This window comes from Parabacteroides caecihominis, from assembly GCF_023656785.1.
GTDB classification, from domain to species: domain Bacteria; phylum Bacteroidota; class Bacteroidia; order Bacteroidales; family Tannerellaceae; genus Parabacteroides; species Parabacteroides segnis.
This window is the reverse complement of the sequence record NZ_JAMOKS010000023.1, coordinates 1-18,634: the sequence shown is the minus strand read 5'-3', so window position 1 is coordinate 18,634 and position 18,634 is coordinate 1. Positions and strand designations below refer to the sequence as shown.

Annotated in this window: 12 protein-coding genes and 3 tRNA genes; 11 read left to right on the top strand and 4 right to left on the bottom strand. The window is 44.1% G+C overall.

The window, feature by feature from the left end:
* The first annotated feature begins 10 nt into the window (after positions 1 to 10).
* The 3 genes from fimD to NBH14_RS18375 all read left to right on the top strand — a co-directional run bounded on the left by fimD (position 11) and on the right by NBH14_RS18375 (position 5,191).
* Positions 11 to 1,996, top strand: a complete 1,986-nt coding sequence (gene fimD / locus NBH14_RS18385; RefSeq protein ID WP_186959849.1) for a fimbrial tip adhesin FimD — start codon at positions 11 to 13, stop codon at positions 1,994 to 1,996.
* A 12-nt stretch (positions 1,997 to 2,008) separates the two neighbouring features.
* Complete coding sequence (locus NBH14_RS18380) at positions 2,009 to 4,159, top strand: FimE-like fimbrial tip protein (RefSeq protein ID WP_186959851.1); 2,151 nt, start codon at positions 2,009 to 2,011, stop codon at positions 4,157 to 4,159.
* Positions 4,160 to 4,342: 183 nt separating this feature from the next.
* Positions 4,343 to 5,191 (top strand): BRO-N domain-containing protein, encoded by an 849-nt coding sequence (locus NBH14_RS18375; protein WP_128134026.1) that lies wholly within the window; start codon positions 4,343 to 4,345, stop codon positions 5,189 to 5,191.
* Positions 5,192 to 5,206: 15 nt separating this feature from the next.
* Here NBH14_RS18375 and NBH14_RS18370 read toward each other — a convergent pair.
* Together NBH14_RS18370 and recO are read right to left on the bottom strand one after the other, a co-directional pair.
* Positions 5,207 to 5,278: transfer RNA gene (locus tag NBH14_RS18370), tRNA-Arg, on the bottom strand.
* A gap of 71 nt (positions 5,279 to 5,349) precedes the next feature.
* Positions 5,350 to 6,075, bottom strand: coding sequence for a DNA repair protein RecO (gene recO, locus NBH14_RS18365; RefSeq protein ID WP_007655187.1), 726 nt, complete (start codon positions 6,073 to 6,075; stop codon positions 5,350 to 5,352).
* An 89-nt stretch (positions 6,076 to 6,164) separates the two neighbouring features.
* Here recO and NBH14_RS18360 point away from each other — a divergent pair, with 89 nt between their 5' ends.
* The 8 genes from NBH14_RS18360 (at position 6,165) to NBH14_RS18325 (ending at position 12,650) form a co-directional block, all read left to right on the top strand.
* Positions 6,165 to 6,554, top strand: a complete 390-nt coding sequence (locus NBH14_RS18360) for a DUF2721 domain-containing protein (protein WP_007655188.1) — start codon at positions 6,165 to 6,167, stop codon at positions 6,552 to 6,554.
* A 132-nt stretch (positions 6,555 to 6,686) separates the two neighbouring features.
* Positions 6,687 to 6,758: transfer RNA gene (locus NBH14_RS18355), tRNA-Glu, on the top strand.
* Positions 6,759 to 6,800: 42 nt separating this feature from the next.
* On the top strand, positions 6,801 to 7,055 hold the full coding sequence (rpsT, locus tag NBH14_RS18350) for a 30S ribosomal protein S20 (protein ID WP_007655189.1): 255 nt from the start codon (positions 6,801 to 6,803) through the stop codon (positions 7,053 to 7,055).
* A 62-nt stretch (positions 7,056 to 7,117) separates the two neighbouring features.
* Positions 7,118 to 7,189, top strand: a tRNA-Glu gene (locus NBH14_RS18345).
* 187 nt (positions 7,190 to 7,376) lie between these two features.
* The gene (gyrB, locus tag NBH14_RS18340; protein WP_186959853.1) at positions 7,377 to 9,332 is read left to right on the top strand and encodes a DNA topoisomerase (ATP-hydrolyzing) subunit B; all 1,956 of its coding nucleotides are present in this window, start codon (positions 7,377 to 7,379) and stop codon (positions 9,330 to 9,332) included.
* A 93-nt stretch (positions 9,333 to 9,425) separates the two neighbouring features.
* Positions 9,426 to 11,198, top strand: a complete 1,773-nt coding sequence (locus NBH14_RS18335) for a membrane dipeptidase (RefSeq protein WP_186959854.1) — start codon at positions 9,426 to 9,428, stop codon at positions 11,196 to 11,198.
* 22 nt (positions 11,199 to 11,220) lie between these two features.
* Entirely contained in the window at positions 11,221 to 12,216 is a 996-nt protein-coding gene (locus NBH14_RS18330) for a M20 family metallopeptidase (RefSeq protein ID WP_436277967.1), read from the top strand.
* An 8-nt stretch (positions 12,217 to 12,224) separates the two neighbouring features.
* Positions 12,225 to 12,650, top strand: coding sequence for a SufE family protein (locus NBH14_RS18325; protein WP_010801855.1), 426 nt, complete (start codon positions 12,225 to 12,227; stop codon positions 12,648 to 12,650).
* 383 nt (positions 12,651 to 13,033) lie between these two features.
* Here the strand turns inward: NBH14_RS18325 and NBH14_RS18320 are convergent, their stop codons facing one another.
* Entirely contained in the window at positions 13,034 to 14,923 is a 1,890-nt protein-coding gene (locus tag NBH14_RS18320; RefSeq protein ID WP_186959855.1) for a RagB/SusD family nutrient uptake outer membrane protein, read from the bottom strand.
* A 19-nt stretch (positions 14,924 to 14,942) separates the two neighbouring features.
* Complete coding sequence (locus NBH14_RS18315) at positions 14,943 to 18,245, bottom strand: SusC/RagA family TonB-linked outer membrane protein (RefSeq protein WP_186959856.1); 3,303 nt, start codon at positions 18,243 to 18,245, stop codon at positions 14,943 to 14,945.
* Positions 18,246 to 18,634 lie beyond the last annotated feature (389 nt).

Below are 18,634 nucleotides of genomic sequence, written 5' to 3'. Positions count from 1 at the left end.
GAAAAGGGTTATGAAACGAAATAATATCTACATCATTCAATTGATATCGGCACTGGTCCTGCTGTTCTCTTCCTGTAGCCAGGAGGAACTGATGGACCAACCGGAGGCTGTATCCGGTTCCGGCAAGATAGCCCTCCGGCTATCCCTGTCGCAACCGGCCGTCACCCGGGCCGATACGGAAGTTGGAGAAAATGATCTGAATGAAAACCTGATCAAGACACTGGACGTTTTCATTTACAGGGAAGATCAGGAAACTTGTTCTTTCTACGAGCATATCACCCCTTCTCCGGAGCAGACAGGAAGCGGGGAATATACCGCAACACTGCATGCTACGCAGGATCAGTTTGTCCAGAATGCAACTTATAATACTTATGTGGTATCCAACTATTCCGGGAACATACCGGCTGGCGGACTTAGCCGCTCTGACCTGAAGGCATTGAATGTATCAGCATTGAATCCCGATAAAATACAGGACAGTTTTCTGATGGACGGTACTGCCGCTAATATCCTGAATGACGGACGTATCGTTAACAAAGAAATTGCTGTATCACTGAAACGGGCCGCATCCAAAATCAGGGTATCGACAGCCTATACGAATGGCTTCTCGGCTTTCGTCGGCGGAACCATCAGCAAAAAGCTGTTCCAATACGCAACTAATACCTCCGTACTGGAAAACGGCAATCCGGTTGTTCCTCAGTTACAGAGCATGTCCGGTTTTACACCCGGTACGGGAACAGATAAAATTGTAGTCTATTCCTATCCGAACGACTGGAGCCAGAAGAAACAGAATGAAACCTATCTGATAGTCAACATCCCGGCAACAGGCCCTGATGGCAAGGAGTATGCACAGAACTATTATAAAGTGCCTGTCAACTTCCGTATTCCGGCCGATGATACGGCAAATCCGTCCGAAGAACAGGAGGCTGAACGTAATGCAATATACAGATTGGAACGCAACCACCTGTACGACATAACAGTTCTGGTAGACCAGCCGGGATCGCCCACTCCTGAGACTGCAATCGAGATCAGTGCCAATTATGTGATAAAAGACTGGACAACCAAAGAAGTGATCGTTGCAGTGGAAGGTTTCAACTTTATTTATGTAGAGAACACCGATATCAAATTACCTAACAGCATCAAGTATACGACAACATTCCAGTCATCCACACCGGATGTTGAAATCACCGATATCACAGTCAATGACAAAGCGATTACGAACGGAGATGAAGGCATACTTATCAGTTGCTCGCAAGGGGTAAAAACCGGTGACATCGTCATACTCAGCACACTGCCGGAAAACTTCGTTGCCAAAGAGATCACTTTCATCGTAAAAAACGGCGTAGGCCTGACACAGAAAGTAACGGTTTTACAATATCCGGCCTTATATATAGGCTCTGATATTTCCGCCGACGCACCGGGCGGCAGCCAGGGGCAGAACAATAACAAGATGTTCGTGATCGGTTCTTTCGTTGCCGACTTCTCTTCCCTACCCGACCCGGATGAGTTTGACGAAGACTTCGGAAGCGGATACACCCACTATGCAGCCAACCCCGCATTAGGTAAATCATATGCGGAATATATCAGAAACAATGCCGTATTAGGAAATCCGCTGACAGACAGCGAGGGCCAGACCATCGATACGGAAGAAAACAACCGCCGTATATCGCCACGTCTTATGCTGGCATCCCAGCACGGGGTGACAACGGCAGACAGCTATACGAACTCAAGGGATAAATGCGCAGCATATGTGGAAAACGATGCCACCACCAATGAGAGGTATTCAGACTGGCGTATGCCTACTCTGGCTGAGGTCTATCTGATCGATGTACTTCAGAATATCAAGGTGGCAGAAGTAAAAAAGATTCTGGAAGGTAGCTGGTACTGGAGTGCCAGGGCCAGTTCTGCCGTACAGTTCATGGACCCCAGAGTGGGTAATACAAATTCTTTCAATGCACTGCACTCGTCAGTTCGTTGTGTCAGGGATGTTAAATTCTAAAATTGAAATGTTATGAAAAATGTTATCATATATTTAATGGCTTCACTTGCATTGTTTGCCTGCCAGGATGAACTTGAAGTGGAGAAAGCAACGAAACCGGGCAAAGAGCTTTTGCGGGTATCGGTAAACATTCCGGAATACAGGATTGCCACACGTGCCGCCTCTTTCGAAAACAACCTCTCGGATGTCTGGCTGCTGGCGTTTGACCGGAACGGACTGTTCCTTGAACGTGTTCAGGCAACCGAACTGAACAGCGGGGAGGCAGACGGTGTAGGTAGCGGTTCTTTTAAAGCGGAAGTACCCGAAGAAACAGGGATCATCCATGTGGTAGCCAACTACGACAACTGGTCTTCCTTCAACGACAATGCTTCCCTGCAAAAAGATGAAAAGGAAGTAATGCCCTCTTTATATGGCAATAAAATGGTTTTCTGGGGAAGAAGCGAAGTTACTCCGTCTTCTTCACCTGTAACAGTGACGCTTTTCCGTAACCAGGCCAAAGTGACAGTGCAAAACGAAGCATCCAACTTTACGGTTACCGGTTATGCGCTCGGCAATATGGCAACCAGCGGTACTGTTGTGCCGTTTATGCCGGAGATGACTCCAAATCCGTTCATCATACAGGATAATGCCACCACATTACCTCCGGGTACACTCTCTAAAACAAGCCAGAGCGATACAGACTGCAACCTGGAAGCCAAATATATGTTCGAGAATCCTAACTACTTCAACGACCAGTCTTATCTTATTATCAAAGGCCACCTGGAAGGAGGAGGTCCGGAACTGTATTACAAAATACAGTTCCTGGACACCGATAAAAAACCTTATACGATCGTCAGAAACTTTCAGTATAAGGTCATAATCAATTCATTCAGTAATCAGGCTAATGGTAGTACGACTTTTGCGGATGCCAAAAATTCGGAAGTATCCAATAACATCTATGCCGAAGTCTTCAAGGATTCTCCTTCTATCTCCGACAGCGACAATAACCGGCTGACGGTAAGCAGGCTGAATTTCCTGTTCACACAGGGTGGCACGCTGAATGTTACAGCACATTATACGGAAAACGAAGTGCCGAACGATAGCAAGATCAGTGTCTCGGTACAGGAAGACAGAGGTAGCATCATCAGTAGCCTGTCGTATGACGGTAACGGGAATATCACAGCCCGTGTCGCCAAAGTTTCAGCCGGCCAGAATGAAGCGACCCTATTGGTGAAGGCGGGGGAACTATCCCGTATAATCACTGTTACTTCCAGTACATTATACAGTTTCGACCCGGCCACCTTATCTCCTGAGTTATATACCGGCAAGGATCAGGATATGACTTTATCATTCCGCATACCGGATGTTATTCCAAACTATCTGTATCCTTTGAAATGTGAAGTGACGACAAAGTACCTGTATCCGGTAGAACCGAATAAGAACCTGGAAATAGCATTCGAGGACGGCGTCTATAAATATGTATACTGGGTATACAGCCCCGGCATTAAAGAACTGAGTTTTAAAACAAGCTTGGACAACAGCAACGAGACAATAACGATAGAGAACGACTATTTCAAAACGGCTGAAGTCAAACTGATATCGCGTCAGCTTGAAGGAGTATCTGTCAATGGAAATAACATGGTAACTTACGGAACTGGTAATTCCGCAACCGTGAAGTTTACCATTCCCGAATATCCGGACTATCCTCCCAGATATCCGCTGACAGTATTTATAGCGACAAAGAATCTGACTACATCACAGGCCGGCTGGAATGCTGTCGACGGTGGGTATAGCTATACTTACAACACGGCACCGGCCGGAGAGCAGACCGTTCTGTTCAAATCGGTCCAACCTGACAGCCGTGAACAAGTAGTCATCAGTGCTCCGGGATTCAGTAAGGCTACTATTGCGGTTGACAATTACTTGGCTGCCAATATCGGTGTTTCGGGAGAATTGCGTGCCGTCTATAACGGACTGACATACACACTCCAGAGTCGTTCCGCAACATCTTCCAACACTAGTATTATCAATAATTTCACAACCAACAGGAGTAGTATGTATAACATCACCGTAAAATCCGGCAACAAACTTTCGGATACGGTCACAATAACCTGTTACGGTTATACCGGTTCATTTACAGTAGGAGAACTGCTTACAGGAATGCGTTTAAATTTATATCAATAAAAGGGAGAAAATCCGGGATGGATTTTCATTACTGGTTAAGTGAGAGAAGGACTGTACAAGCATATTTGCAGAGTATGGTCCTTCTATATTTTAATTCACAATTTCTTTACTATATGAATTATTTAATCTATTTTTGTCCACATAAATAAATATTCCATTTAGCAACCACTTACAAAACAGACTATGACAAAAAAAGAAGCAATCAAAATTTTTGAGGAAAAGAAAGTCCGTACCCTCTGGGATGACGAAACTGAAGAATGGTACTTTTCAATAATCGATGTGATAGCAGTCCTAACGGAAAGTGATAATCCCCGCAAGTATTGGAGCGTATTAAAGACAAGGCTTAGAAAAGAAGGCAATGAAACGGCTACAAATTGTAGCCAGTTGAAAATGCCTTCACTTGATGGTAAAATGAGATTGACAGATGTAGCGACTACCGAACAACTTTTTCGCCTTATCCAATCTATACCTTCTCCCAAAGCCGAACCATTCAAACTTTGGATAGCCCAAATTGCCAAAGAACGATTAGATCAGATGCAGGACCCAGAACTGTCCATCGAACAAGCTATGATGGATTATAAACGTCTCGGATATTCCGATAGCTGGATAAACCAACGATTAAAATCCATCGAAATCCGCAAGGACCTAACCGATGAATGGAAGAAACACAATTTACAGGAAGGCATACAATTCGCAACACTTACTGATATTATCTATAAAACGTGGGCTGGAAAAACAGCCAAAGAGTACAAACAATTCAAAGGATTGAAAAAAGAGAATCTACGGGATAATATGACAAATACGGAACTTGTTCTCAATATGCTAGCAGAAGCGGCAACAACAGATTTGTCAAAAGAAAAGTACCCCAAAGAATTTCAGGAACATGCAAACATAGCACACCAGGGAGGAAAAGTTGCCCAAGTTGCCCGTGAACAACTAGAAAGTCAACTGGGACATTCCGTCGTTTCACCCCTCAATGCAAAAACGACACTCGGATTGAACAAAGAAAACAAAAAAGACCATACTTCCTAAAAGTATGGTCTTTTGTACCCCCGAGCAGAATCGAACTGCTATCTAATGTTTAGGAAACATCTATTCTATCCGTTGAACTACAGGGGCAACTTTATATAAAGTGGGGGCAAAAGTATAATCTTTTCTGCAAACTGGCAAGTATTCAGGCAGTAATCTGATCAATCAAAGAGACTTTGCATCACGGAGAGGGATTTTATCTCCGGGAAGTCGGGCAGATGCAGGCGATAATATTCAACGATACGGTTGATAACTCCGACCCTGTCCTGACGGGAAAAAGAATACAACGACATATTCTCAAAGCTGATTTTCAAGAGGCGAGCAAAGACCTGACTCTCTTCCCGGTTCAGATAATGCCGGTGCATAGGAATGCGATCCACAAAGACACCGTTCTGCATATCGAAATAACAACCCGTCGAATACGAATCGGCATTCGGATAAATCCCCATATAATGAAGCAGGCGGAGCAGGAACACCAGATGGAAATTTGCCACTCCCTTATCGGCATACTCCAACAAGTGAATGGATTCATATAAATAATCGAACAGCCGCTGGTCAGGCTCCGTATCCTTTACCACCCGGAACAATACTTCCGCCAGGAAAAGCGCCAGCACATTCTTGACCGGATTACAAAAAACTTCAGTTAACGGATAACACAACTTCGTCTCACGAATCCGGTGCAGGTCACGTTTATTCAGATGCTCCACCTCCATCTCTAAAACCGAAAGGGGCATAAACAGCGCTCTGGAAACAGGCGACTTCTTTCCACGGCTGCGCGCCACCAGATAAGAAGTACGACCGAACGCCTCCGTATACATATATATAATAGAGTACTTATCGTTATAGGGGATGGCATGCAGGACGATCCCGCGTGTTTTACATAACATATCTTCCGTTCTTTATCGGATACAAAGATACAAAACAACAAACTATTTACGATATTTGCAGGTTATAATACTATAAATACATTTGAGTTATGTTAGATCTTACTACCCCGTCGCTTTTGTTTTCAGCCATATCATTAATATTACTGGCCTACACCAACCGTTTCCTGTCGTACGCCAGCGTGGTCCGCACATTGAAAGAAAAACACCAGCAGACACACGACCCGAAAGATATTGCACAGATTGCAAACCTCCGCAAACGGCTTTACCTGACCCGTTCGATGCAGATACTCGGGATACTCAGTCTGCTCCTTTGCGTAATTTCCATGTTCTTTATCTATATTTCATGGCAAATCATTGCTGCCTGGATATTCGGTGTCGCACTGCTGCTGCTGGCCGCTTCCCTATGCGTATGTATCTGGGAAATAAACATTTCCGTCAAGGCTCTCGAAATACATTTACAGGATATAAGTTCTAAATAGAAGTTAAAACGAGAATATCTATCAAATTTTCCCTTGAAATGTTTTGGTAGTTCAGGGAGAACATCTATCTTTGCACTCGCAATCGGGAAATCAACAATCCCAGAGCGCTGAAAGTGAGAACTTTGACATGATGGCCCATTCGTCTATCGGTTAGGACGCAAGATTTTCATTCTTGAAAGAGGGGTTCGATTCCCCTATGGGCTACAATAAACAAGATTAAAAAATTCAATAAAGAATAGCTAAGAAATGGCAAATCACAAGTCATCAATCAAAAGGATCAGACAGACTAACGCAAGACGTTTGCAGAACAGATATCATGCAAAAACTGCTAGAAATGCAATGCGTGTTTTGCGTGCTACTGAAGACAAAAACGAAGCTCAGGCTCTGTTACCGAAGGTGTGCTCTATGTTGGATAAGCTTGCTAAGAAAAACGTTATTCACAAGAATAAAGCTGGCAACCTGAAATCCAAATTGACAAAGCACGTTAACAAACTTGCATAAGGAATAGGTTATACTTATATAGTATGAGCCGGACTTTAACGCCCGGCTTTTTTAACCCAGATGGCCCATTCGTCTATCGGTTAGGACGCAAGATTTTCATTCTTGAAAGAGGGGTTCGATTCCCCTATGGGCTACTTTACAGAAGCAGTCGGATCAATTGTGATCCGACTGCTTTGTTTTTATACCTCCCATCACACTTTCTCCACCCTGCTTTTTTTGCTATTTTCACTACATTTGTACCATCTAAGTCAATTATTTTCACTACATTTGTTAGCATTTTTAGATATATAGAAATTTAGTGATTTTAAAGGATAGAAACTCATGAGTGAAGAAATGAAGAATACTTCCGGAGAATACTCTGCGGACAGTATTCAGGTACTTGAAGGGTTAGAAGCAGTACGAAAAAGGCCGTCCATGTACATTGGCGACACTAGCGAAAAAGGTCTGCACCATCTGGTGTATGAAGTTGTTGACAACTCTATTGACGAAGCACTAGCCGGATTTTGTTCCCAGATCGACGTAGTTATAAACGAAGATAACTCTATCACAGTAACAGACGACGGCCGTGGCATACCGGTAGGTATTCATGAGAAAGAAGGCAAATCTGCCCTGGAAGTAGTATTAACCGTTCTACACGCCGGTGGTAAATTTGACAAAGGTACCTATAAGGTATCCGGAGGTCTGCACGGTGTGGGTGTTTCCTGCGTAAACGCACTTTCCACTTACCTGAAAGCAGAAGTCCGCCGTGAAGGTAAAATCCATATGCAGGAATTCTCTTGTGGTAAACCGTTGCACGGTGTAGAAGTTGTCGGTACAGCCGATACGACCGGAACGACTATCTCTTTCAAACCGGACGGCAGTATCTTTACTGTTACTGAATACAAATACGATATATTGGCTACCCGCTTACGCGAACTTGCTTTCCTGAATGCAGGTATCAGCCTGACATTGACGGACAAGCGTGTAACGAAAGAAGACGGTTCTTATAAGTCGGAAGTATTTCGCTCGGAAGAAGGATTGAAAGAGTTCGTCCGTTACGTAGACCGTTCCAAAGAATCCCTGATTCCTGACGTTATCCATATCGTTACAGAAAAGCAGGGTATTCCTGTTGAAGTAGCCATGACATACAACACATCTTTCAACGAAAGCGTGTTCTCCTATGTAAATGATATTAATACGATTGAAGGTGGTACGCACCTCGCCGGTTTCCGTCGTGGTCTGACACGTACACTGAAGAAATATGCTGAAGACTCCAAGTTGCTGGAAAAAGCAAAAGTAGAGATCCAGGGCGATGACTTCCGCGAAGGTCTGACAGCCGTTATCTCTATCAAAGTGGCCGAACCGCAGTTTGAAGGACAGACAAAAACAAAACTGGGTAACAGTGAAGTGACCGGTGCCGTAGACCAGGCCATCGGAGAAGCACTTACTTACTATCTGGAAGAGCATCCGAAAGAAGCCAAAATAATTGTAGAAAAGGTTGTTCTGGCAGCACAAGCACGTCAGGCTGCACGTAAAGCACGTGAACTGGTTCAGCGCAAATCGCCGATGACTGGTGGCGGTCTGCCCGGTAAACTGGCCGACTGTTCTTCGAAAGACGCTGCAATCTGCGAATTATTCCTGGTCGAAGGGGACTCGGCAGGCGGTACGGCTAAACAGGGCCGCGACCGTGTATTTCAGGCTATCCTGCCGCTTCGTGGTAAGATCCTGAACGTAGAAAAGGCAATGGACCACAAAGTATTCGAAAGTGAAGAAATCCAGAACATCTTCCGTGCAATGGGTGTTACTATTGGTACAGAGGAAGATCCGAAGGAATTGAATCTGAGCAAGCTCCGCTACCACAAGGTAATCATCATGACCGATGCCGACGTGGACGGAAGCCACATTGCCACATTGATTCTTACTTTCTTCTTCCGCAGAATGCGTGCCCTGATCGAAAACGGATATGTTTATCTGGCGACTCCTCCCCTTTACCTCTGTAAGAAAGGCAAAGTCGAAGAATACTGCTGGACTGAACAACAACGCCAGGCATTCATCGATAAATATGGTGGAGGTAACGAGAACCAGATCCATACACAACGATACAAAGGTTTGGGAGAAATGAACGACCACCAGTTATGGGATACGACCATGAATCCTGAAAACCGTACGTTGAAGCAGATCACGATCGACAGCGCAGCAGAAGCAGACCAGATCTTTGCCATGTTAATGGGTGAAGAAGTAGGTCCGCGCCGCGAGTTTATCGAAGAGAATGCAACTTACGCAAATATTGACGCATAGTTAATTGAAAATTGAGAATTGAAAATTAAACAATCACTTCAACTCTCATTTTCAATATATTAATATTCAATTTTCAATTTATAATTTTCAATTATGCAAGTCCGTCGTCCGAGTTTAGAAGCCTTATTCAGGGAAGTTGACAATTTCAGTCCGAAAAAAGAAAAACTTCAGCCTCCCCGCATAGGAATATCTTCAAACCGGAAAGACGGACTTTCCTGTATAGCCGATACCTATGTGCAATCCGTAGTGAAAGCAGGAGGCGCACCGGTGCTGATCCCTGTCATTACGGATATGGAAGCACTTACGGCAATCGTATCCGGACTGGACGGACTGCTGATGAGCGGCGGCGGAGATATCAACCCGCTTTATGTCGGGGAGGAACCCGTTCCGCAATTACAGGACGTGGATACTTTCCGCGACGAGTTCGACCTGATCTTGCTCAGGCTGGCAACTAACCGCCAGTTACCTGTCATGGGTATTTGCCGCGGCCACCAGCTTATCAACGTAGTCTTCGGCGGTTCCGTGTACCAGGATATCCATTCGCAACACGAAGCCAGGTTGTTCAAGCACAGCCAGACGATGCCGCGCGAACAGGCTTCCCATTCCGTACGGATCACCGATACTTCTTCGCGCCTGTTCGATCTGTTAAAGAAAGAACCGGATATATTCGTCAACTCTTTCCATCATCAGGCAGTCAAAGATATCGCACCCGAATTTAAAGAAACGGCAGTTGCCCCGGATGGTATCAACGAGGCCATGGAGCATCCCGAAAAAGAGATCTTCAGCGTGCAATGGCATCCCGAAGCAATGGCAGCCAACGACGACGAACTTATGCTCGAACTGTTCAGGCATCATGTAGAAACGGCCCGCCTGTTCAAGGAAGCCAAACGCATCCATAGCCGGAACGTCATACTCGATTCCCATACGGACACACCGATGATCTTCCCCGGCCAGTTCAATATCGGGCTGAAAGAGGGAGGCAAAGTAAACCTGCCGCTGATGGAAGAAGGAATGGTCGACGCTGCGATCATGGTCGCTTATATCCCGCAAGGCAAACGGGATGACGAATCATTGCAGCAGGCAACCGATTTTGCCATGAACCGGCTGAACGAAATTCATCGCCAAATGGAAATTAACCGCGGCAGAATGAACATCGCCCGGACTTCACAGGAAGTATGGGTAACGAAAGATGCCGGCAAGAAAGCGATCATGCTGGGTCTGGAAAACGGTTATGCCATAGGTAAAGACATTCGAAACATAGCCCGTTTCAAAGAACTGGGCGTCAGCTATATCACGCTTTGCCACAACGGGAGCAACGACATATGCGACTCTGCCCGCGGAGATGCCGAATGGGGCGGACTAAGTCCTTTCGGAAAAGAAGTGGTTGCCGAAATGAACCGGTTGGGCATCTTGGTAGATGTGTCGCACGCTGCCGAAAGTACCTTCTACGACGCATTGGAAGTCAGTACACAACCGATCATCGCTTCACATTCTTCGGCACGCGCTCTGTGCAACCATCCGCGCAATCTGACAGATGAGCAACTGAAAGCACTGGCCGAAAAACAAGGCGTAGTACAAGTATGCCTTTATAAAGGCTTCATCAATGAAGATGCTGAAAAAGCATCGCTTACCGATGCCATACGCCACATTAATCATATAGTGGACCTGATCGGTATCAACCATGTGGGCATCGGCTCCGATTTCGACGGCGACGGCGAACTGATCGGATGCCGGGCAAGTAACGAACTTATCAATATCACCCTGCGCCTTCTGAAAGACGGCTACAAAGAGAATGATATTGCAAAGATATGGGGAGGCAACCTGCTGCGTGTCATGTCACGTGTGCAGTCGGCCTATAACGGATGATAATAAAGAAATACTAACAGATATGATGCACGTTTTGTATATAGCTCTATTTGCTTTTTCATTGCTCGCCTGTAGCCAGGCAAAGAACCAGCAACAGGAAGTAACGACAGTCAGCCAGACGCCAATGACAACAACGCCTTCTTTCAATGCCGACAGCGCCTATGTTTATGTTGAAAACCAGGTTAAATTCGGCCCGCGCGTACCGAACACCGATGCCCATAAAGCATGCGGCAACTATCTCGCCTCCGAACTGAAACGTTTCGGGGCCAAAGTATACGAACAGGAAGCCATGCTTACCGCCTACGACAATACCGGACTGGAAGCCAAAAACATCATCGGCTCTTTCAACCCGGAAAACGATAAACGTATCCTGCTCTTCGCCCATTGGGATTCGCGTCCTTATTCCGACCACGATCCCGACCCGGCTAATCATCGTAAAGCGATCGACGGAGCCGACGACGGAGCCAGCGGTGTAGGAGCTTTGCTTGAAATAGCCCGGCAGATCGGGCAAAAAGATCCCGGAGTAGGTATCGACATCATCTTCTTTGATGCTGAAGATTACGGTACACCGGAGTTTGTAGACGATTATAAACCCGACACCTGGTGCCTGGGTACCCAGTTCTGGGCAAAGAATCCGCACGTACCCAATTACCGCGCCGACTTCGGTATCCTGCTGGATATGGTCGGAGCTAAAAACGCCACTTTCTTCAAGGAACAGACTTCATTGAGCAAGGCTGGCAACATTGTGGAAATGGTATGGAGCACGGCACGCAACCTCGGATACGGCAGGTATTTCATCAATGCGACAGGCGGCGCCATCACCGACGATCACGAATATGTGATCAAAGGACGCAATATCCCTTGTATCGACATTATCAACTACGACCCTGACAGCAAAAGCGGTTTCGGTTGGTACTGGCATACACAAAAGGACAATATGGAAAATATCGACCGCGAAACCCTTAAAGCGGTAGGGCAAACGGTTCTGGAAGTAATATATAACCGACAAAAGAAATAATACAAACGATGACTATCAACGAACTTCAGGATAATGTTATTGAAGAGTTCTCAGCCTTCGACGACTGGATGGACAAGTATGCGTTGCTGATCGATTTAGGCAACTCACTTCCCCCGCTGGAAGAAAAGTATAAAACAGAAAGTAACCTGATCGAAGGTTGCCAGAGCCGTGTATGGCTTCAGGCAGACTACGAGGACGGCAAAATTATATTCAAAGGCGAAAGCGATGCTGTGATTGTAAAAGGTATCGTATCCTTACTGATCAACGTCCTGTCCGGCCATACTCCGCAGGAGATCCTGGATACCGATCTTTATTTCATTGAGCAGATCGGATTGAAGGAGCACCTTTCCCCTACCCGCTCAAACGGCCTGGTGGCTATGGTCAAGCAAATGCGAATGTACGCACTGGCCTACCGCACAAAGGAACAAGGATAATTCAAACAGAAAAGCGCTTCCCACACAGGAGCGCTTTTTTATTTACCTGCATCATTCGACAAACAATCCGTCAGCATACTTTATTATAATCCCCAAACAACGACCTCTTAGCCGCGTTATGCCTTATTCTTTTTTGTTTTTCATTTATCGTACGCTTGTTTGATAACAGTCAAACGCTTATTAGAAAGCAGTCGAACAAGCGTTCGACAGATGACAAACAAGATGGATATTGTAATTTACGGGACAAATGGTAGTTAGGTAATCTTTAAAGTCTGCTTAGGTAAGTAATTATTCAAAAGGAGGCCATTATCAAAAAGGTTCATCAACAAAAAAGGTATGCCGACAACCGCGACATACCTTTCTACTATTTCAAATAACCCTTCTTATTCAGTGATTTCGGTACCATAATACGGCCTAAGCTCATCATTAGACTTAAATACATAATAAGTCGTCGGATTCGTATACGGATTATTATAATGGAAGATGGCAGGATTGGCATTCAATTCAGCCTGGTTCCAGCCCGGAGTCCAACCTACATAGGCACCATCCATATCAATACAGTGCTGATAACGTTCACAGTTGGAACCTTTGTAAGCACGGTGGATACCAACTTCCAAACGTTTAGCATCAAAATAATTAATTCCCTCACCCCAGAACTCGATACCTTTCTGGAAAACATATTCATCCAGGAATGTATCGGCAGTAGTAGCCGTACAGGTATAAGCGGAGTTACGTGTTTTCACGATATCCTCTAATACTTTCGCTGCTGCAGGTACCCCTGATGTATGAAGTGCCGCTTCAGCTTTCAAGAAATACATTTCCTCAATACGCATAATCGGATAATCGACTGCACCGCCGACGGTATGAGTACGATAGTCTCCGTTATGCGGACGGAATTTCATATTTACATATAACCACGGCCACGACTGGAAACCATTAGACGAATTGATACGTGAACGAATCCATGAGGCAGAACTGTTGTACTTATATTGATATTTATCAGGACCGAATCCAGAATAATCATCACTCCAATCACTTTGAGTAGTACTTGTACTTACATCGTTCAATGCCCATTTGTTATTAATGAACTTACCATCAGCATCTCTCTCCACCAAATACGGCTCACCCTCTTTCTGATTTTTCGATTCATAGAAAAAGCTGGGATCCAACCATGATTTCTTACGGAAGTCGTTGTCCGAAAGGCGTTCGTACCATTTACGATCGAGTGAACGACCGACACGCCAACCATACACACTGAAAGTCGTTTCTGTTCCGAAGATCATAGCAAAAGAGAATGACTGATTGTTTCCCGTAGCAGCAGTGGTGTTACCTTCGGAAATAGAAGTCGCCCACATCCATGAATTCTGAGAGTTACGATTGTTAAAACCATTAACCGGGTCAGTCCACTCTGCTTCTGTCAATGGAGTACAACCGGCTACAGAAATAGCCTTATCTGCATATTCACCGGATTTCTGCCAATAGGATGCTTCGTCTTTATAGGTAGCGGATGTTTTCACACGAGAAGCCAGATTAGCATATGTACGGGCATACAAACCATACACAACCGCCAGGTTCGGCTGGGTTTTATCAGTACGGGTATATCCGTTCAGATATGTTTCTGCCTGTTGCAGGTCACTCAATATCAAATCGTAGGCTGCATCCACTGTTGCACGCGGGTTGTTGGAAGCCTCTTCCGATGTTGTCTTCTCTGTTACGATAGGCACCCCCAGATTCGTCAAGTCATTTTCAGGACTTACATAACTGTAACGGCTATCGGTTGGTTTCTTGTATTCCATAATCTGAACCAAGTCCAAATAATAAAGTGCACGGTAAGCATAGCTGACGCCCAAATATCCCTTTTTCGTATCATCCAAATCGTTTACATCGATCATCCCGATAATGTCGTTTACATTCTTAATATAAGAATAGTAGAGATAAGAAGGATACAATCCTCGATTGGAACCTGTAGCACTGATCGCTCCATAGCAATAAGCTCCCATGGTGTTATACCCATTCGCACCAGAACAAACAAACTGGGTCGTACTATGTTCAAGCATGGCACGCATACTACCATACGAAATCATTTCTATGCCACCGTCATCATTTATATACCCGCCCATCGAAGTATAAATAGAGTTGACCATCCCCTGTAAAGCCGATTCCGATGCTTGAATTTGGTCATTCAGCACATATTCTGTCGGCAATGTTTCTTCGATACAGCTACTTAGCCCCAAAAGAGCCGCAGTAGCCAATAAAATCTTATATTTCTTCATGATGTTTTCTTTTTAGTGTTTAGAATGTCAATGAAATACCACCCGAGATAGTACGTATCGGAGAATAAAGTTCCGGATTACTATATCCTTTCAATGTATATCGAGGATCGAATCCCTGCCGTGCCGAGAAATAGAACAGGTTTTCACCCGAGAAATAAACACGTATATTCTGGATATTATACTTCTGTGTCAGACTGGAAGGCAATGTATATCCCAAGTTGATGTTCTGGATATTCAGATAGCTTGCATTGGTTATGAAGCGGTCTGAACGCGGATTCTGTGAATACTTTTCTGCAAACTGTAAACGCGGAACACTTGAACCTGTATTTTCCGGTGACCAGGCATTTAAGATGTCCTTATGCCAGGTTGTAGACGTAGTGGTACTTGTGTGCATCAATGTCTGATAAGTATAGTCGTAAGCCTTTCCCCCCAACTGATAGTTCAAGTTGATAGAGAAGTCAAAACCACGATAGGATAATGAAGTACCCAAACCACCATAGAAAGAAGGAAGAGCATCACCAATCAGATAATCGGTTGCCTGACTTGCATCCTTGGTTGTTTCTTGTCCTGTGACATTTCCTGCCTCATCAAGAATATCTTTATAGAATAAAGATTCTCCTGTTTCAGGATCCAGACCGGCAAATTTAGGCAAGTACCAAGTATACAGTGAAAGACCTTCTGCCACAAAATATTTGTATTTGGATACAAACGATTTATCCAGATTGACATAACCGTTATGTCCGTCTACTTTTGTTGTTTTGATTGCATCCGGTAAAGTCAATACTTTATTCTTTACATGAGAAATATTGAAGTTAACATCCCATTTGAAATCCTTATTACTGATCAGGGTACCCTGTAAAACCAGTTCAAGACCGGCATTACGCATATCACCCAAGTTAACGAAATAACTAGTGTAACCAATAGAGGGAGGTGTATTCAAAGAAAACAACATATCACTGGTTTTCCGATAGAAATAATCCAAGCTACCACTTAGGCGTCCGCCGAAAAGATCAAATTCTGTTCCTATATTCCAGTTTGTATTGGTTTCCCAGGTAATATCACCGGAACCTTTCTGACGCCACTGGTAAGCAGCCTGATCATCATTATTTACCACTTTGTAAGAATCGGCATACAAATAATCACCGATATTGTCATTACCCTGCGATCCGACAGACGCTTTCAACTTCAGGGAGTTTACCCAGGGAGCATTGAAGAAAGCCTCTTTTGAAATAAGCCAAGCTCCGCCGACCGACCAGAAGTTACCCCAACGGTGTTCTTTCGCGAAACGTGAAGAAGCATCACGACGATAAGATACCGAACCGAAGTACTTCGCATCGTAGTTATACATGGCGCGGAAGAAGTAACCTTCATTATTATAGGAATTTGAATAAGAGTACGGATTATTATTCAAATTCAAAAGAGTAGCCAGTTCACGTGTTCCATCGATTCCGAAATTACGTCCGGAAGCACTCAATGATTCATATTTGTAATTATAATATTCATGACCGACCATTGCTCCGACATCATGTTTACCGAACTGCTTGTTATAATTCAATAACTGTTGCGTATTATAAGTGAAAGTACGGTAAGATGCTTTCGAGAGGTAACCATTATCAGAAGAACTGGTATAGTAATCGACAAAAGGACTGGTTGCATAGGTATAACGACGATCATAATCATATGCATTGGCATTAAACGTGAATGTCAGATCCTGAGTCAGATTAATATCTGCATAACCACTGGCAATAAAAGAATTACCAGTTGTTTCATCCGAACGGTATTTGTTAGAGAAGATACAGTTACCTCCTACACCGCCTGCACGAGTCAGATCATAAGCTTGTGCAAAGTCATACATTTTCTCTCCCCATTGGTCGATCATAATATTCTTGTTCGCATCCCGGAGATAAACAGGGTAAATAGGAGCCTGGCTCTTTATTGTACTCCAGATGGTTCCAGTACCGATCGTACCTTCGGACGTCTGGCTGTAATTATATTTTGTATAGTTGAAGTTTGCACCGACTTTCAACCATTTCTTTGCTTGGTAATCCAATTTTGCACGTGCAGTTAAACGTTTTTGCATGGACCCTTCCTGGATACCGTCCTGATCCAAATATCCTATAGAGGTATAATAGTTTATACGCTCGGAAGCACCGGATACCGATACGTTATACTCTTGACGGAAGCCGTTCTGCAACCCGATCTCTTCCCAGTCATCGGCCTGCAACCAGAATTTCTGACCATTATAATCATAAAGTGCTCCCATAGTCGCTCCCGGATTCATTATGCCACCCTGTTGAATAAAGTCTTGTCCTTCAGGAACCGTATATATCATATAACCCGGACCGACACCACTGGATGAATTTGTCAGATGTTGATTTGCCAAAGCATGAGCATCTGTTGCCGACATAGAACCGCCCGGTTCAGTTATATAATAGTTATACAACATCTTGTAATAAGTTTCGTAGAACTGCTGGGCGTTTGTCGTTTTATAATTCTGGAGACCATTCGAGTTAGCCCCCCATTTGGCATCCACTGATACTTTTGCATCACCATTCTTACCTTTCTTTGTAGTAATCATGATAACACCATTGGCACCACGGGCACCATACAAAGCATTAGATGCTGCATCTTTCAATACGGTCATCGACTCGATATCGTTCGAGTTTATCAGGTTCAGGTCACCATCGAAAGGCATACCGTCAACAACGATCAAAGGTTCTGTATCTGAAGAGATTGAACCGAAACCACGAATTGTAATAGAAGGCGAACTACCCGGTTGTGAAGATGAATTGCTTAGCTGTACACCGGCTACACGCCCTGCCAAAGCCTGAGCCGGATTACTAACCTGTGCTTTCAAAAGGTCGTCCGATTTCATTATACCGGCAGAACCGGTGAAGGCCTCTTTCGTACTTTTACCGAAAGCGACAACCACCACTTCGTCCAATGCCTGGTTATCTTCCTGTAATATGATTTGAATATTGTTTTTATTTCCAGGTTTTATAGTCTGGGTTACAAAACCTACATAAGAGACTTGTAATGAACCGTTAGCATTGACGGACAATTCAAATTTTCCGTCCATATCTGTCATAATACCATTCGTTGTGCCTACTTCAACAACACTGGCGCCAATTACCGGCTCCCCGTTTTCATCTTTAACGACACCAGTCACTTTGCGGGTATTCTGATTTACCGATGCAGCTTCCTCTATTGCTACGGCTTTCCGGATATCAAGGTCTGAAAGATTGCTTTCAGCCGCCATGGTCAAATTAAGACAAAACAAAGGAATGGCCATGCAGGCAACTTTCTTTGTGTAATTATTCATAACTTAATTAATTAACGATTAAAACTTGAATAAAAAAACTATTCACGGATTAGGTTAAAAGGAACGATCCTTCTATCTCCTCTATTAGCTACTATTGTACCTCATAATCAACCAGAAATAAAAAGTTAGACAATTCTATATAGACTTTTTAGATGTATAGTATCTCCCTCAATACAGATGACAGGAGTTTTTTAGCGTTTTTATACCATAACAGACAATTAGCGTTTTTTTTCTAAAAATCAACAATAACATTAATATCTTAGAAGTATCCAAAGAAGACAATCCAACAGCAAACTATCAGATCGATTTACCTGTATATTTTGCCAAACTAAGTTTTTCAAAATATCAATACTAGTGGCATTATTAACGTAGTTCACATAGGACTAGGT

Excerpts from the sequence above, each read along its gene's own strand:
- fimD (WP_186959849.1), top strand. The coding sequence starts at position 11 with ATGAAACGAAATAATATCTACATCATTCAATTGATATCGGCACTGGTC.
- NBH14_RS18380 (WP_186959851.1), top strand. The coding sequence starts at position 2,009 with ATGAAAAATGTTATCATATATTTAATGGCTTCACTTGCATTGTTTGCC.
- NBH14_RS18375 (WP_128134026.1), top strand. The coding sequence starts at position 4,343 with ATGACAAAAAAAGAAGCAATCAAAATTTTTGAGGAAAAGAAAGTCCGT.
- recO (WP_007655187.1), bottom strand. The coding sequence starts at position 6,075 with ATGTTATGTAAAACACGCGGGATCGTCCTGCATGCCATCCCCTATAAC.
- NBH14_RS18360 (WP_007655188.1), top strand. The coding sequence starts at position 6,165 with ATGTTAGATCTTACTACCCCGTCGCTTTTGTTTTCAGCCATATCATTA.
- rpsT (WP_007655189.1), top strand. The coding sequence starts at position 6,801 with ATGGCAAATCACAAGTCATCAATCAAAAGGATCAGACAGACTAACGCA.
- gyrB (WP_186959853.1), top strand. The coding sequence starts at position 7,377 with ATGAGTGAAGAAATGAAGAATACTTCCGGAGAATACTCTGCGGACAGT.
- NBH14_RS18335 (WP_186959854.1), top strand. The coding sequence starts at position 9,426 with ATGCAAGTCCGTCGTCCGAGTTTAGAAGCCTTATTCAGGGAAGTTGAC.
- NBH14_RS18330 (WP_436277967.1), top strand. The coding sequence starts at position 11,221 with ATGATGCACGTTTTGTATATAGCTCTATTTGCTTTTTCATTGCTCGCC.
- NBH14_RS18325 (WP_010801855.1), top strand. The coding sequence starts at position 12,225 with ATGACTATCAACGAACTTCAGGATAATGTTATTGAAGAGTTCTCAGCC.
- NBH14_RS18320 (WP_186959855.1), bottom strand. The coding sequence starts at position 14,923 with ATGAAGAAATATAAGATTTTATTGGCTACTGCGGCTCTTTTGGGGCTA.
- NBH14_RS18315 (WP_186959856.1), bottom strand. The coding sequence starts at position 18,245 with ATGAATAATTACACAAAGAAAGTTGCCTGCATGGCCATTCCTTTGTTT.